Genomic DNA, 14,800 nt, shown 5'->3' with positions numbered 1-14,800 from the left:
CCAAGCCGCTCCAGCAGATCAACTGCAAAACACGCAAAGGAACGCCATGAAGGTCAAGCCGAGCGTCAAGCAGATCTGCGACAAGTGCAAAGTGATCCGCCGTAACGGCCGGGTCATGGTGATCTGCGAGAACCCGCGCCACAAGCAGCGCCAGGGCTAATTCCCCTTAAGGGAATCAGCGCCCGCAAGGGCAAACCTGGGTTGCTAGCCCACGCAAGTAAATAAAGGCAGCACAAGCTGTGCCAGGACTGCTTTACAGAGCCTGGTCAGCGAACCCCCGGTCGGAGGCTGGGGCCGCACTGAACGTGCGGGTGTACTGCCTACGACCTCCGGTTTATTCAAGGAGTACTGCCACTATGGCTCGTCTCGCTGGCGTAGACATTCCCCGCGAAAAGCGGTTGGAAATTGCGCTTACTTACATCTACGGCGTGGGCAAGACCCGTGCACACGAAACCCTGGCTGCCACCGGCATCAGCGCTGACGTTCGCGTCAAGGACCTGACTGACGCCGAACTGGTTCAGCTGCGTGACTACATTGAAGGCAACTACAAGGTTGAGGGTGACCTTCGCCGCGAGGTAGCCGCTGACATCCGCCGCAAGGTTGAGATCGGCAGCTACGAAGGCCTGCGCCACCGCAAGGGCCTGCCCGTACGCGGACAGCGTACGAAGACCAACGCTCGTACCCGCAAGGGCCCGAAGCGCACCGTCGCCGGCAAGAAGAAGGCCGGACGTTAATCCCTCGGGATTGACCTGGTTTTCCCCCGATAACTTTCTGTAGGAGAAACAATGCCCCCGAAGACTCGTGGAGCGGTTCGTAAGCCGCGTCGCAAGGATAAGAAGAATATTGCGCTTGGCCAGGCGCACATCAAGAGCACCTTTAACAACACCATCGTGTCCATCACGGACCCGAACGGTGCTGTTATCTCATGGGCTTCCGCCGGTGAGGTTGGCTTCAAGGGCTCCCGTAAGTCCACCCCGTTCGCTGCCCAGATGGCTGCCGAAGCTGCTGCAAAGCGCGCCCAGGAGCACGGTCTGCGCAAGGTTGACGTCTTTGTCAAGGGTCCGGGCTCCGGACGCGAAACCGCAATCCGTTCACTTCAGGCCGCTGGCCTCGAGGTTGGCTCCATCCAGGATGTCACCCCCAGCGCCCACAACGGTTGCCGCCCCCCGAAGCGCCGCCGCGTCTAATTAGGTCTTCCCTGCCTGACCGGCCGGGCCTGCTATGGAGGTTTTCCTTCCATCAGCATGGCCCGGCTGGTCAGGCTGGAAACCGAAGCCGATTTCCACCACCTGTGTTGCGTCATATAGCGGATGCTCGCCGAAAGGAAACCTAAGTGCTCATTGCACAGCGCCCCACCCTGTCTGAAGAAGTTGTATCCGAGAACCGCTCCCGTTTCATCATTGAACCGCTGGAGCCGGGCTTCGGCTACACCCTCGGAAACTCCCTCCGCCGTACCCTGCTCTCCTCCATCCCCGGTGCCGCTGTAACCAGCATCCGGATCGATGGCGTGCTGCACGAGTTCACCACGGTTCCCGGTGTCAAGGAAGATGTCACTGAGATCATCCTGAACATCAAGAACCTTTCGGTTTCCTCCGAGCACGATGAGCCGGTTGTTGCTTACCTGCGCAAGCAGGGCCCCGGAGTCGTCACCGCCGCGGACATCGCTCCGCCGGCCGGCGTCGAATTCCACAACCCGGATCTGCACATTGCCACTCTGAACTCGAAGGGCAAGTTCGAACTCGAACTGACCATCGAGCGCGGCCGTGGCTACGTTTCGGCAGCTCAGAACAAGTCCGGCGACTCCGAGATCGGCCGTATTCCGGTTGACTCGATCTACTCGCCGGTCATGAAGGTAACTTTCCGCGTGGAAGCTACCCGTGTTGAGCAGCGCACCGACTTCGACAAGCTCATTGTCGACGTCGAGACCAAGCAGGCAATCGCTCCCCGCGATGCTGTCGCTTCCGCAGGCACCACCTTGGTGGAACTGTTCGGTCTGGCTCGTGAGCTGAACACCGCAGCTGAAGGTATCGAGATTGGCCCGTCGCCGACGGACGCTGCCCTGGCAGCGGACATGGCTCTGCCGATCGAGGATCTGGACCTTACGGTCCGTTCCTACAACTGCCTCAAGCGTGAGGGCATCCACACCGTGGGTGAACTCGTTGCCCGCTCCGAGGCTGACCTGATGGACATCCGTAACTTCGGTGCGAAGTCCATCGACGAGGTCAAGGCAAAGCTCGTGGAACTGGGTCTGTCCCTCAAGGACTCCCCTCCCGGTTTCGATCTCGCAGCCCGCGCCGCAGCCATCGAAGAGGACGACGCCGCGTTCAGCGACGACGAGCTCTAAACAGCAGATCTTGGCCGCCGGGTCCAGCAATGGACCTGACCGGCTTACATAACAGGAGAAATAACTATGCCTACCCCCACTAAGGGTCCGCGCCTCGGAGGCGGCCCGGCTCACGAGCGTCTGATGCTCGCGAACCTGGCAGCTGCTCTGTTTGAGCACAAGCGCATCACCACCACGGTCACCAAGGCCAAGCGCCTCAAGCCGTACGCAGAGCGTCTGGTCACCTTCGCCAAGCGTGGCGACCTCGCTTCCCGCCGCCGCGTTCTCGGCCTGATCAGCGACAAGGGCGTTGTCCACGAGCTGTTCACCGACATCGCCGGCGCCGTTGCCAACCGCGATGGTGGCTACACCCGCATCACCAAGATCGGCAACCGCAAGGGCGACAACGCTCCCATGGCTGTCATCGAGCTCGTCCTCGAGCCGGTTTCCCCGAAGCAGGCCGTTGTTGCTGAAGCAACTGCTGCTGCTGCCAAGGCTGCTCCGGCTGCCGAGGAAGAGGTCGTAGAGACCGAAGCCGCTGAAGCTGAGACCGCTGAAACCGAAGAGGCTCCGGCCGCTGAGGCAGAAGCTGCTGAGACCGAAGAGGCTCCGGCCGCTGAGGACAAGAAGTAATTCACTGAATTCTTCACAGTAGACTTAAGTCTATGAACGAACGAAAACCCGCTGCCCCCGTTTTGGGGGGCGGCGGGTTTTTGCGTGTCCGGCTGGATCTCTCGTACGACGGCGGCCCGTTCAGCGGGTGGGCATTGCAGCCGGGATTGCGGACCGTACAAGGCTCCCTCGAGGAGGCTTTGGCGCTCCTTTTGCAGCGACCGGTCCGGGTCACGGTGGCCGGCAGGACCGACGCCGGAGTCCACGCCCGCGGCCAAGTGGTCCATCTCGACGTCACCGAAGCTGAGTGGCTGTCACTGCCGCGCGGGCACGAACTTGATCCCGCCGTCGCGCTATTGCGTCGGCTCCGAGGCGCTTTGAGCCGCATCCTCGGTGACCTCACCGGTGCGGTGGAAGTGCACGACGCCGGCCTGGCGCCCGAAGGTTTCGACGCCCGCTTTTCCGCGCTGTGGCGCAGGTACAGTTACCGGATTGCCGACGGTCCCGAAAGGTGGGACCCCGTGCTCCGCGGGATAACGCTTTGGCACAAAGCGCCCTTGGATGTTTCGTTGATGAACGACGGCGCTCAGTCCTTGTTGGGGCTCCAGGATTTCCGCTCGTACTGCAAGCCCAGGGAAGGTGCCACCACCGTCCGTGAGCTGCAGAAGTTCGTCTTTGAACGTGGGAGCGATGGCGTCATTGTTGCGACCGTTCAGGCTGACGCTTTCTGCCACAACATGGTGCGCTCGTTGGTTGGTTCGGCCCTGCGGGTAGGGGAGGGGCTGGAATCTCCTGAGTGGCTACACTCGCGGCTCTTGGAGCGCAGACGCGATGCAAAGTCAGTGTTGGCAGCGCCTCATCCGTTGGTCCTGGAAGAGGTGGCGTATCCCTCCGACAGCGAGCTGCTGGCCAGGGCTGAACTGACGCGGGCGCGGCGGGAGTAGCTTTTCTGTCCTTGCCCGGATGTCGTTAGCCCGGACGTTGGAGGACCCCCTCCCGGCTCTGGGTACCGGAAGGGGGCCGTTGTGGCACTCCGTGGTCTGGGATCCGCGAAGTGCCGGTCTATTCCCCGCGGGCAGGATCAGCTGAAGGCCTGAATGATCCTGATTGCCGCGGGACCCAGAAGGACTATGAACAGCACCGGAAAGATGCAGAACAGCAGTGGAAACAGCACCTTTACCGGGAGTTTCATCGCTCGCTCTTCTGCGTTCTGTCTGCGCCTGACGCGTGCCTTCTTAGCCTGGGCCCGAAGCACGTTTGCAATGCCGATTCCGTATTTGTCGGCTTGGATGACAGCCAGGACAAAGCTTCGAATGTCCGGGACCGCGCATCGCTCGGCCAAGGCCTCATAGGACTCTTGCCGGGGACGTCCCACTTGGATGTCTTGCAAAGTTCGCAACAGTTCGTCCGGCAGGTGCCCCGATCCCTGTACTGCTGCCCTTTCCATGGCCGACTCGAACCCGAGGCCGGCCTCGACCGAAATCAGCATTTGATCGAGAGTATTCGGAAACTCAAGTTTGATGGACTCTTGCCGTTTGATCCCTGTGTTGTAAATCAAGAGATCGGGTAGGAAGTACAGAAATATGGTCAGGAAGAGGCCAAGACCGACCATTCCTGGACCGGGGCTGAGAAGAAACAGGAAGACGCCGCCGACTGCTCCGGCCAGTGCCAGGGCCGGCTTCAGAGACATGAGCTTAGGCAGGGGCATCGACATCGGGCGCCCAGCCAGGGCAAGCCAGTGATCCAGCTTGGCCTCGTAGCTTCCAGGAGTCAGCTTCCTGGCAACACCCAGAAGGAGCGGTGGGCGCCGAAGATTCGCACCGCCACTTTGCGTGAAGCCGGAACCGAGGTTGCTCTGAATGGCAACAATGCCCTTCCGGTCAATGCTGAGCAATGACCAGGCAAAATAGGCCAGAGGAAGAACGATGAGGGCGATAATCAGCCATGCGATGGGAGTCATGATCATTGTCTCCTAGAACTTGATCTTCACTGTGCGGCTCATCCAGAAGCCTCCGACGGCGAACAGGATCACACTGACAACTATCAAGGCAATCCCAAGGGGGTGGCCGGTGAAGAGTTTCAGGTACCCGGGGTTTAGTGCTGACATGAAGATCCCCACTGCCACGGGAAGAATCATCAGAACCACGGCTGACATCTTTCCTTCAGCGCTCAAAGCACGCACGTGCCCCTTGATCTCGCTGCGTTCACGGATGGTTCCTTCAACCTGCTCCAGAACCTCGGCTAGGTCACCGCCCACTTCACGGTTGATCTGGATGGCTTGGCCAATCCAACGGAAATCTTCGCTGTCCATCCGCGCAGCGCAGTCTTCTATCGCCTGACGTGCGTCTTTGCCGACCCTTACTTCGTTGACGATCCGGCTTAACTCTTCTGATGTCGGAGCCTGGGACTCCTGGGCTGCGGCTTGCAGGGACCTCATAATGCCGTGCCCGACCCGAAGCCCGCCGATCAGCATCTGGATAGTGTCCGTCAGTTGTCCCTCGAATTTGGCGCGTCGTTTCTGTGTTTTGGAAACCAATACCAATTTCGCCAGAAACGGCACCGAAAGCGCCAAGAAGATACCGACGAAGAGGTTGAAGACAAGTGCGCCAACGACTGCCGTGACTACGGCGCCGGCGACAACCAGAACCATGAAGTCGGCAGGGGCCTGTTTGACTCCGGCTTGGTAAAGAACTTCCCGATTGAAGGGTCCCCCCGAACGTCCCAGTACGTTGTCCATGAAGCGAACGGCGGTATCGGAGACCAGGCCTACGGCGGACGTATCGCTAGAAGTTTCCAAACGACGCCGCTCGATGGGAATACTGTCGCGTCGCGGTTTAAGGACAATCGCGACCAGAATGGAGAGAGCAACCATGCACAGTGTGACGGCAAGGATGAAAACCCCTGGGGATTCCACGGCTACCGCCTCCCTGCATTGATGGGGGCGACACCAAAGATAGCCGGCGATACCTGGATCCCAAGTTCGGCGAACCGGTCCAGGAAACGGGGACGAATGCCCGTCGGGATGACCTTGCCCAAGAACCGGCCTTGGACATCCAAGCCTGCCGAATAGTCGAAAAGGAAGACATCCTGCAAGGTCACGACGTCACCTTCCATCCCCTGAACCTCAGTAACGTGGGTAACACGGCGGCTCCCATCGCGTAACCGGGTGACCTGAACAATGAGGTCAACTGCCGAAGAGGCCTGTTCGCGGATCGCCCGGAGTGGAAGATCCATTCCAGCCATGAGCACCAAGGTCTCCAGGCGGGCGACCGCATCGCGGGGGGAGTTGGCATGCACGGTGGACAACGATCCATCGTGGCCGGTGTTCATGGCCTGAAGCATGTCCAGTGATTCACCCCCGCGTACCTCGCCCACGATGATCCGGTCCGGACGCATACGAAGAGAGTTCCGAACCAAGTCGCGGATGGTGATGGCGCCCTTGCCTTCGATATTGGGTGGCCGGCTCTCCAACCTGACCACATGACGCTGCTGCAACTGCAGTTCGACCGCATCCTCGATGGTGACGATCCGGTCGGATTCGGGGATGAAGGATGACAACACATTGAGCATGGTCGTCTTGCCGGTGCCTGTGCCACCAGAAACGATGATATTGAGTCGGGCCCGAACGCACGCGCTCAACAGTTCGGCCATCTCCTGGCTCATCGATCCCCATTCGATGAGGTTTCGAACAGTCAGTGGAACATGACTAAATTTCCTGATGGTAAGTGAGGGACCGTTGATCGCCAAAGGAGGGATGATCGCGTTGACACGGGAGCCGTCTTCCAGCCTGGCGTCCACCAACGGAGAAGATTCATCGATGCGACGCCCAACCTTGGAAACGATTCGTTCGATCACCTTCCGCAGGTGATCATCCGAGCTGAACTGGAGTTCAGTGAGAGCCAGATGACCGTGGCGCTCCACATAGATCTGGTCGAATCTGTTCACCATGACTTCCGTGACGGAGGGGTCCTCCAATAGCCTCTGAAGGGGACCGTAGCCCATCACTTCGTCGGATATTTCGCGGATAAGCCGGCGCCGTTCCTCTGGTGTAAGAGGTACTTGCTCGTCATCGATAACCGCTGAAAGTTCCTCCACTGCGAAGGAGCGGAGATCCTCTTCAGATGAAGAAGTGTCCCCCAAGCGGCTTCCTATGCGTTCAAAGAGGGAAGCTGCAGCACGTTTTTTGAGACCGGCCAGAGCATCTACTGCCGGTGCCGTCGGCGCACCGCCCAACATTGGGGTTGATGCCGAAGGGAGCGCGGCCCATTCGCCCCCGGCAACCACTGCCATTGGTTGTGAATCACTTGGGGCAATGGCGGACAGCGGATTGTTTTTCGAAAGCCTCTCGGAGAGCTTCATGACACCACCACCCTCCGGTGCAGCTTGTTCTGGGGAGCCGATTCCAAGCGGGGGTCGAAGCGCTGGACCAGCTTCTTCAGGCCCTTGAGGGCCGAGTCCCTGGCCGTCCCTTGAAGTACAGGAATGCCGCGATTGGTTGAATACGGCAACGTCCTGGATCGCGGTATCACCGTGTCGACAGGCACTCCGATGGTGGCTTCGACATCCTGGACAGAGAGCCCGCTTTTTCGGTCCGCAAAGTTCAGCACTGTGTGCCGGCCCTGTGGCAAAAGCTGGAGTTCCTTCAGAACGCTAAAACACTTCCGCAGACCCCTGATGCTCGGCACATCCATGCCGCAGACCCACACGCCGTCGGTAGCCAACTCCAGGGTGGCCAGGCAGTGTTCGCCTAGACCTGGTGCAGTATCCACTACTACGTACTTGAACTCCGTAGCCAACTGGTTGAGGAGGCGGGTGACGTGTTCGGCAGTAATGTAGTCCGAGTCAGAGGGCCTCTGAGGTGCGCAGAGTGCATAAATTCCTGCCGGGTGGACGGTCAAAAACGCCTTGAGGACCATGGCGTCCTGCGCCGCGGCCCCATGCACTGCCTCGGTGATGGAGTGCTCCGGTTCCAGCAGCAGACCTGAAGCGACGTCCCCGAACTGCAGGTCCAGATCCACGATCACCACGCTCATCGGTGCGATGTTTCCCAGCCCGATGGCCAAATTTGTGGCGACGGTGGTCTTGCCCACTCCGCCTTTGGGTGACATCACCGCAATGATGCGTCCCCGCTCCTGCCCGGATTCGGCGGCAGGCTGCATTCCGCGTCGGCGGCTCGCTGCGGCCAAGCAGGCGCGCTCCAGAAGCACCCGAAGCTCGTTCACCTCTGCTTCAGGCGCCACAACATCCCTGACCCCGGCATGCATGGCTTTGAGCACAACGTCGGCTGTCGGATCGGCGACCATGAGAAGGCTTATTTCCGGGTATTGGAGGTCGAGCACAGTGGCCAGCTTGAAGGCATCGTCGGGATTCACTCCCGGGCCGAGAATCATGACCTCAGGAGGCGCCCCAGTGAGTTGCTTGAAGATTTCGTCGGTGCCGGCTTGAAGGACTGTGGGCGACAAAGTTTGAAGGTCGCCATGCAGGGCTCCAGTGATTGCTTGGCGTACGCGGGTCTCGAAATCACGTACTGCAGTGATGGCTACGAAGCGGCTCATTGGACCAGCCCTCCGAACGTGGTTGTTGGTGGATCGGTTTTGACGGTCTTCTCTGTCTGCTTGGAGAGCCAGAGGGTGCCAAATTCTGCGCCAAAGACCATCTTGGCTGCGTTCGCGTCGCTCAATGCCACGGTGACATACGCGGACCCATTGGGAAGTGCGACTGCCTTTTCAGTTCCGGCGGATTTTTCCGCTTCGGGGGCAGCCTGCTGGACCGCTGTGACCAGAACGTCGTGGTACAGGAGCTCAGTGAAGTCCTTCCAGCCACTTAACCCGGCCGGCACGTTGGCTCCTGCCTGGATCGCCTCATCGAGTTTGAAGGAAGCGAAGACAGTCACGGTATCCCCGGCCTCTACCCGGCCCCCCAGCATGCGCTCAGGAGCAAGGACAAAAGTGGCTTCCTGCAAACCCTCCGGTACGGGAACAGTTCCCGGGACCAGCTCTTTGGGGCTGACCAGCTTTACCCCCAGAAGCTGTTCACCCGGCTGAAGGTCAGCCGAGGTCACCTTTCCTTTTTGATCGGTGAGGGTGTTGATGGTTCCCGGTGCCACCGCGGACTGAGGCAAAGTTTCGGTTTTGAGCTTGGACTGGATGTCCTCTGCCTTGGTGCCGGCAGGAATGCGTTCCTTGACGACAAGTACACTGACGGGATCAAGCCCTTGCTGTGCCCGTTTGTCTGCTCCCTGTACGTAGGTGACCAGTAGAACGATGCCTGTGACTGCCAACAGCAATGCAGCAATGCCTCCCAGTAGGCGTGTTTTCACTTTGTAACTCCCTTCGAGTTCTCGTGAGATTGGTGGCGGGGCGCTCATCGAGTGCCTATTTGGTGAGCGTGACCACCGACGCTCCATAGTTGGGAATGCCACCGGAGACTTGTGAACCTTCTTCGAGTGACACGAAACGGGAGAAAAATCCCTGTAGGGCCCTGCAGTTGTTGGTGCAGCTGGGCGCTGCGGGGTCCAGCTGCTGGCCGCCGTCGAACTTGTACCCGGTCACCTGGAACGCGGCGAAACCAATGAGGGTGTATTTGGTCTTGTTGCCGTTTTGCGCTGCCGTCTTGAAAAGCGGGATTAGTGCGGGTTCATCCATGATGTGCGCAAGCACGGTGTTACAGGTGGCGGCATTGGGAAAATGGTTGCCGGGCTGGCCCTGCACCACCGCGCCGATGTTGATGTCTGTGGAACATGCGGAAGTGGTTTCCAGCCAGCCAAAACCGCCAGGCTGGTAGCCATTTTGCGCTACGCACCCACCCACAGCGGGTGCGTTGGTGTCGTAGCGAAGGGTGACGTGGGTGGGAACAGGATCGCCTGAGAACGTGCCGGTTGAGTTCAGCGAGGCAAGTTGGGCAGGCGATAAGTACTTCTTGAACACGCACTCGCTGATGGTCCAGGGCAGGGTCGTCGCTGACGACGGAGCTCCCCACGAGGCTTCGGCAGAAGCGTCAACCGACGCGGTGTCGAAGCCCATGGACTGTGCGAAGAACAGCGAGAGGCTGTTTTGCCCGGCTGTGTCCCTGGCATTGGTCACGACCCGCACGGTGGTGGCAGCGGGAAAGGTGACGACAGCGCCGCTGGTGTTGTCGTTGGCATTGCTGTTGGCGAACTGATTTCCTGTGGAAGTGCTGCTTCCACAGCTGCCTCCAGCACAGTCGGTTGCGATGGCCAGTGCCGCAGCATCGGCACCGTTCTGCAGTTGCGCCTTTTCCGCATAGATCGCCCCGACGTCCACTGCCAAGGCAGCAAATCCCAAAAGAACCACCATGAGGACTGCGACGATGACGGTGGATGCGCCCCGTTCCTTGGAATAGTCGCCCGCATCCTCTCGAACGTGCTGCCGGACTTTTGTCAGCCACCGCATCTCATCACCCCTACTCCGGAAAGATTGAGGGGGAAGATGCCGATGCCATCCAGAAAGCCGGTCATGGAAGGCAGCGAAACGCTTGTGGTTACCTTGACGTTGGAGCCCGGAGCGCAGCTCGAAGCATTGTTTGTGACCGTAACGCCTAAGCCGTCCAGAGCCGGCGCGGCGGTCAAAGCTGCTCCGGAGACATTCAGACTGCCGTCCTGATAGTGCACCGCCGCGTAGCGGGCCCCTTCGCGGGCAGCCTCGGTCAGCGAAACCTGGACATTGTAGGCGCGTCCAAACTCGATGATGCCGAAAAGGATGAGCAGCAAGAGTGGCAGTATGATGGCCAATTCCACGGCCGCAGCGCCACGCTCATTCGTTGTGGATTTCACGTCCATCTCCCGGTCCCAGATCCCAACAGTAGGTGCTCTTAAAGCAACGGGTTGGCCGGGCTTGCCAGTGGGCAGCCGCGACCAACCGCGTCACGGATCAGGCCTAAAGGACGCCGTCGAACAGGGCGGTGACCCGCAGGCCGAGAGCTACGGCGGCAACCCCCACGACGACGGCGATGGCGGCGATGATCAGGCCGTATTCAACCATCGTTGCTCCCTTCTCTTCCTTGGTGAAGCGGTCCTTGACGCCGGCGATGAAAGCGATGGTGTTGATCATGAAAGCAGACATTGGAAAATCCTTCCCAGAAATGAATTTGATTAGAAGAAAACGAGTGAGTAAAGCTGATGTATAAAGCAGTTCGAGATTTGAAAGGCTCTTGTTGCTTCCAGCCGTTCGAATTCGATGACATAAGAATTGACCCATCGCACAACAAGCCACAATGCGTAGCCGTACTCGAATTATTCGGGCGTGCATTACCTGCCCGAGGGGGGAGTGGGCGCGAAGTACTCAGTTCCGGTTCCCGTGCAGGGCGAAACTACTTGGTTCCAGCAGGAGCCTTATTAGTTAGAGGACGCCCTTCAGTGGGGGTAAGGACGTACTTGGTCCGGGTCAGTGCAGGGCGAGAATTACCGCAAAAACCGCAAGAACCATTGCCGGGCCATGTGCCGTTTCGGCTGGTTTCCCGGCGGAACGCAGGCGCAACATCGCGAGCGTCAGCACTCCGCCCACCACGAATCCCAGCAGGCCGCCGAACAGTACTTGCTGCCAACCCAAGTAGCCCAAGTACATTCCAAGTGGTGCCGCGAGCTTCACATCGCCCATTCCGAGGCTTCCGGGCGAAATAAGTCCCAGAATCAGGTAGCCAGCGAAGAGGATGAAGCCGCCGGCGAGTGCCCGGAGCAGCTCTGTCCAGCCCGGTTCCAGCGAGGAAGACAGGGCCAGGAGTGCCAGGCCACCGCTAAGAAGGGTCAAAACCAGGCGGTTCGGGAGCAAATGCAGCATGAAATCAATACGTGAAAGTTGCACGCCCAAAAGAGCCAGTAACAGAAAGGCCGGCAATTCTGCCCCCATCCCAAACCGCCACCCAAGGAGTGCAAAAAGCAAGGCGGTGACTGCCGCCGTCGTGATCCTTACCCCTGAGGAGGGGAGTCCGCCGAGCCGCGGCAGGGCGCGGGCGATCAGGAACTCCGCGGCGGGACTCAGGAGGAGGCCAGCGAGAGCCAGCAGAAGCGGCATGGCAAGTCCGTCAGTCACGTGCACTCCCTCATTAACACAGGTTCACCCATGTGTGCTCACCCCATTTTGACCCGGGCGCCCCGTTGAAGGTATTGTTTAGAGTCGTTGTGCGTGTCCTATCTCGATGACACATGCCTACAGGGGGATCCAGTTGCAGGATCGCTAACTCCATGGGCATTTCGAGATCCTGGGATAACTGGTACATAGAGCCCTCACCTCTGCTCCGGTAGCGCATACATAGTAGGTACACGCCTCACTGCGTGTCGCCTAAAACATGAACGCCAGAACAAGAACGAGGCAAAACCGTGCGTACGTACACCCCGAAGCCCGGCGATATCAACCGCCAGTGGCACGTCATTGACGCCACCGACGTTGTCCTTGGTCGTCTTGCCAGCCAGACCGCAACACTGCTGCGCGGAAAGCACAAGCCGACCTTTGCGTCCCACATGGACATGGGCGACTTCGTCATCATCATCAACGCTGAAAAGGTTGCCCTCACCGGCGCCAAGCTGGAGCAGAAGCGCGCATACCGCCACTCCGGTTACCCGGGCGGCCTGACCTCCGTCAACTACGCCGAACTGTTGGAATCCAACCCGGTTCGCGCTGTTGAGAAGGCCATCAAGGGCATGCTCCCCAAGAACTCCCTGGCAGCTCAGCAGCTGGGCAAGCTCAAGGTCTACGCAGGCCCGGAGCACCCCCACGCGGCACAGCAGCCTAAGACTTTCGAAATCACCCAGGTCGCCCAGTAGTCCTGGCCACCAACCAACTTTTCATTACAAGGAGAACCGTGGCTCAGAACGAAGAACTGACCGCCGAAGCCGTCGAGGCTGAGGAAACCCTCACCAGCTACACCTCTGAAAGCAGCGCAGCTGCTGAAGATGCTCCCAAGAAGGAGCGCCCGGCACTGACCGTTGCCGGCGCAGCTGTTGGCCGCCGCAAGGAAGCCGTTGCACGCGTTCGCGTTGTTCCGGGTTCCGGCAAGTGGATCATCAACGGCCGCGAGCTGGCCAACTACTTCCCGAACAAGCTGCACCAGCAGGATGTCAACGAACCGTTCCGCGTTCTTGACCTCGAAGGTGCATACGACGTCATCGCCCGCATCCACGGCGGTGGCCCCTCCGGCCAGGCTGGTGCACTGCGCCTCGGCATCGCCCGTTCACTGAACGAGATCGACGTCGACAACAACCGCGCCACCCTCAAGAAGGCAGGCTTCCTGACTCGTGACGCCCGCGTCATCGAGCGTAAGAAGGCCGGTCTCAAGAAGGCACGCAAGGCTCAGCAGTACTCCAAGCGTTAATTCGCTTCACCCCATTACAGGGGTATCGGAAGTCCGTTCCGCCGTTTCGGTGGGGCGGACTTCCGTCGTTTAAACCGTGCGGCGCCGCGGGCCGGGACAGGCCGCGACAAGACGCTCCGGTGGCCCGGTGAACGGGTGGTGCCGTGGCGTCGTCTAAACTTGACCCGATGTCTAGATTATTTGGAACAGATGGCGTGCGCGGTCTCGCGAACGGATTACTCACCGCCGAACTGGCTATGCAGCTCGCGCAGGCGGCCGCCGTCGTACTCGGCCATGACCGCGCGACGGACGGAAAGCGGCCCCGCGCCGTGGTCGCCCGGGACCCCCGGGCCAGCGGTGAATTCCTCGCCGCCGCCGTGGAGGCAGGGCTTTCGAGCTCCGGAATCGACGTTTACGACGCCGGTGTCCTCCCCACCCCGGCTGCGGCTTACCTGGTGGCAGATCTCGACGCCGATTTCGGTGTCATGCTGTCCGCCTCCCACAACCCTGCACCGGACAACGGAATCAAGTTCTTCGCCCGGGGCGGCCAGAAGCTTCCCGACGACGTCGAGGACGCCATCGAAGCGCAGCTTGGCAAAGAGCCGCAGCGGCCGGTAGGCGCCGACGTCGGACGCATCCAGCGCTTCTCGGACGCCGAGGACCGGTACATCGTGCACTTGCTCGGCACGCTCCCGAAGCGCCTGGACGGCCTCAAAGTAGTGCTTGACTGCGCCCACGGTGCCGCAAGTGGCTGCTCGCCCCAGGTGTTCAAGGACGCCGGCGCGGATGTGGTGGTCATCGGAGCAGAGCCTGACGGCCTGAACATTAACGAAGGCGTTGGTTCAACCCACCTGGGTCCGTTGAAGGAAGCCGTGGTCAAGCACCGCGCGGACCTCGGCGTAGCGCACGACGGCGACGCCGACCGCTGCCTCGCCGTTGACCACGAAGGCAACGAAGTGGATGGTGACCAGATCATGGCGATCCTGGCACTGGCGCTCAAGAAGGCCGGCAAGCTCAAGGACGACATCCTGGTCGCCACGGTCATGAGCAACCTCGGGCTGAAGATCGCCCTGCGCGATGCCGGCATCACCATCCGCGAAACCGGTGTTGGTGACCGTTACGTGCTGGAAGAAATGCGCGACGGCGGTTACAACCTCGGCGGCGAACAGTCGGGCCATGTGATCTTCTCCGATTACGCAACCACAGGCGATGGCGTCCTGACCGGACTGCAGCTTGCCGCGCAGGTGGCCCTCACTGGCCGCACCCTCCAGGACCTTGCCGGTGCGATGACCAAGCTTCCGCAGCTCATGATCAACGTCAAGGGTGTCGACAAGGCCCGTGCCGCGACTGACGAAGGCGTGGCTGCGGCTGTGGCCGCAGCCGAGCTTGAACTCGGCGAGACCGGCAGGGTGCTGCTGCGTCCTTCCGGCACTGAGGCGCTGGTCCGCGTGATGGTGGAAGCGGCAGACATGGAAACGGCCGAGCGCATCTGCACCGAGCTCGCTGCCGTGGTCAAGGAGCGCCTGGGGGCCTCCAGCGAAATGGCCGTCTAGGAACCGG

At 60.3% G+C, this 14,800-nt stretch carries 18 protein-coding genes; 9 read left to right on the top strand and 9 right to left on the bottom strand.

The features are described 5' to 3' along the window. Positions 1-46 precede the first annotated feature (46 nt). From rpmJ to truA, 6 genes are all read left to right on the top strand, one after another. Complete coding sequence (gene rpmJ / locus IEY62_RS02420; RefSeq protein WP_011775570.1) at positions 47-160, top strand: 50S ribosomal protein L36; 114 nt, start codon at positions 47-49, stop codon at positions 158-160. 196 nt (positions 161-356) lie between these two features. Continuing rightward, positions 357-734, top strand: a complete 378-nt coding sequence (rpsM, locus tag IEY62_RS02415; protein WP_011775569.1) for a 30S ribosomal protein S13 — start codon at positions 357-359, stop codon at positions 732-734. Positions 735-785: 51 nt separating this feature from the next. Further along, on the top strand, positions 786-1,187 hold the full coding sequence (gene rpsK, locus IEY62_RS02410) for a 30S ribosomal protein S11 (RefSeq protein WP_014922380.1): 402 nt from the start codon (positions 786-788) through the stop codon (positions 1,185-1,187). 146 nt (positions 1,188-1,333) lie between these two features. Beyond that, a complete protein-coding gene (locus tag IEY62_RS02405; protein WP_011775567.1) occupies positions 1,334-2,344 on the top strand; it encodes a DNA-directed RNA polymerase subunit alpha in 1,011 nt (336 codons plus the stop codon). Positions 2,345-2,410: 66 nt separating this feature from the next. Further along, a complete protein-coding gene (gene rplQ / locus IEY62_RS02400) occupies positions 2,411-2,956 on the top strand; it encodes a 50S ribosomal protein L17 (protein ID WP_189013632.1) in 546 nt (181 codons plus the stop codon). A gap of 32 nt (positions 2,957-2,988) precedes the next feature. Beyond that, a complete protein-coding gene (gene truA, locus IEY62_RS02395; RefSeq protein ID WP_189013630.1) occupies positions 2,989-3,879 on the top strand; it encodes a tRNA pseudouridine(38-40) synthase TruA in 891 nt (296 codons plus the stop codon). Between the two features lie 137 nt (positions 3,880-4,016). On the opposite strand, the gene IEY62_RS02390 is transcribed toward truA, so the two are convergent. The 9 genes from IEY62_RS02390 to IEY62_RS02350 all read right to left on the bottom strand — a co-directional run bounded on the left by IEY62_RS02390 (position 4,017) and on the right by IEY62_RS02350 (position 11,964). Next, positions 4,017-4,895, bottom strand: coding sequence for a type II secretion system F family protein (locus IEY62_RS02390; protein WP_189013628.1), 879 nt, complete (start codon positions 4,893-4,895; stop codon positions 4,017-4,019). A 12-nt stretch (positions 4,896-4,907) separates the two neighbouring features. Next, a complete protein-coding gene (locus IEY62_RS02385) occupies positions 4,908-5,849 on the bottom strand; it encodes a type II secretion system F family protein (protein ID WP_189013626.1) in 942 nt (313 codons plus the stop codon). Between the two features lie 2 nt (positions 5,850-5,851). Further along, a complete protein-coding gene (locus IEY62_RS02380; protein ID WP_229785075.1) occupies positions 5,852-7,171 on the bottom strand; it encodes a CpaF family protein in 1,320 nt (439 codons plus the stop codon). A gap of 119 nt (positions 7,172-7,290) precedes the next feature. After that, on the bottom strand, positions 7,291-8,490 hold the full coding sequence (locus IEY62_RS02375) for an AAA family ATPase (RefSeq protein ID WP_189013622.1): 1,200 nt from the start codon (positions 8,488-8,490) through the stop codon (positions 7,291-7,293). Next, on the bottom strand, positions 8,487-9,254 hold the full coding sequence (gene cpaB / locus IEY62_RS02370; RefSeq protein ID WP_189013620.1) for a Flp pilus assembly protein CpaB: 768 nt from the start codon (positions 9,252-9,254) through the stop codon (positions 8,487-8,489). Before cpaB ends, IEY62_RS02375 begins: the two co-directional genes overlap by 4 nt. A 55-nt stretch (positions 9,255-9,309) precedes the next feature. After that, on the bottom strand, positions 9,310-10,347 hold the full coding sequence (locus tag IEY62_RS02365; RefSeq protein WP_189013618.1) for a Tad domain-containing protein: 1,038 nt from the start codon (positions 10,345-10,347) through the stop codon (positions 9,310-9,312). Next, a complete protein-coding gene (locus IEY62_RS02360) occupies positions 10,335-10,733 on the bottom strand; it encodes a TadE/TadG family type IV pilus assembly protein (RefSeq protein ID WP_189013616.1) in 399 nt (132 codons plus the stop codon). Before IEY62_RS02360 ends, IEY62_RS02365 begins: the two co-directional genes overlap by 13 nt. A 97-nt stretch (positions 10,734-10,830) precedes the next feature. Then, a complete protein-coding gene (locus IEY62_RS02355) occupies positions 10,831-11,016 on the bottom strand; it encodes a Flp family type IVb pilin (protein ID WP_189013614.1) in 186 nt (61 codons plus the stop codon). A 321-nt stretch (positions 11,017-11,337) separates the two neighbouring features. Further along, the gene (locus IEY62_RS02350) at positions 11,338-11,964 is read right to left on the bottom strand and encodes a prepilin peptidase (protein WP_407671467.1); all 627 of its coding nucleotides are present in this window, start codon (positions 11,962-11,964) and stop codon (positions 11,338-11,340) included. A gap of 305 nt (positions 11,965-12,269) precedes the next feature. Here IEY62_RS02350 and rplM point away from each other — a divergent pair, with 305 nt between their 5' ends. The 3 genes from rplM (at position 12,270) to glmM (ending at position 14,793) form a co-directional block, all read left to right on the top strand. Next, positions 12,270-12,713: a 50S ribosomal protein L13 gene (gene rplM / locus IEY62_RS02345; RefSeq protein WP_011775554.1), complete on the top strand. Its 444-nt coding sequence runs from the start codon at positions 12,270-12,272 to the stop codon at positions 12,711-12,713. A gap of 38 nt (positions 12,714-12,751) precedes the next feature. Further along, positions 12,752-13,261, top strand: a complete 510-nt coding sequence (rpsI, locus tag IEY62_RS02340) for a 30S ribosomal protein S9 (RefSeq protein ID WP_189013610.1) — start codon at positions 12,752-12,754, stop codon at positions 13,259-13,261. Positions 13,262-13,428: 167 nt separating this feature from the next. After that, positions 13,429-14,793 (top strand): phosphoglucosamine mutase, encoded by a 1,365-nt coding sequence (gene glmM / locus IEY62_RS02335; RefSeq protein ID WP_189013608.1) that lies wholly within the window; start codon positions 13,429-13,431, stop codon positions 14,791-14,793. Positions 14,794-14,800 lie beyond the last annotated feature (7 nt).

The organism is Paenarthrobacter histidinolovorans, assembly GCF_014647595.1.
GTDB lineage: Bacteria > Actinomycetota > Actinomycetes > Actinomycetales > Micrococcaceae > Arthrobacter > Arthrobacter histidinolovorans.
This window is presented reverse-complemented; position numbering and strand designations above follow the sequence as displayed.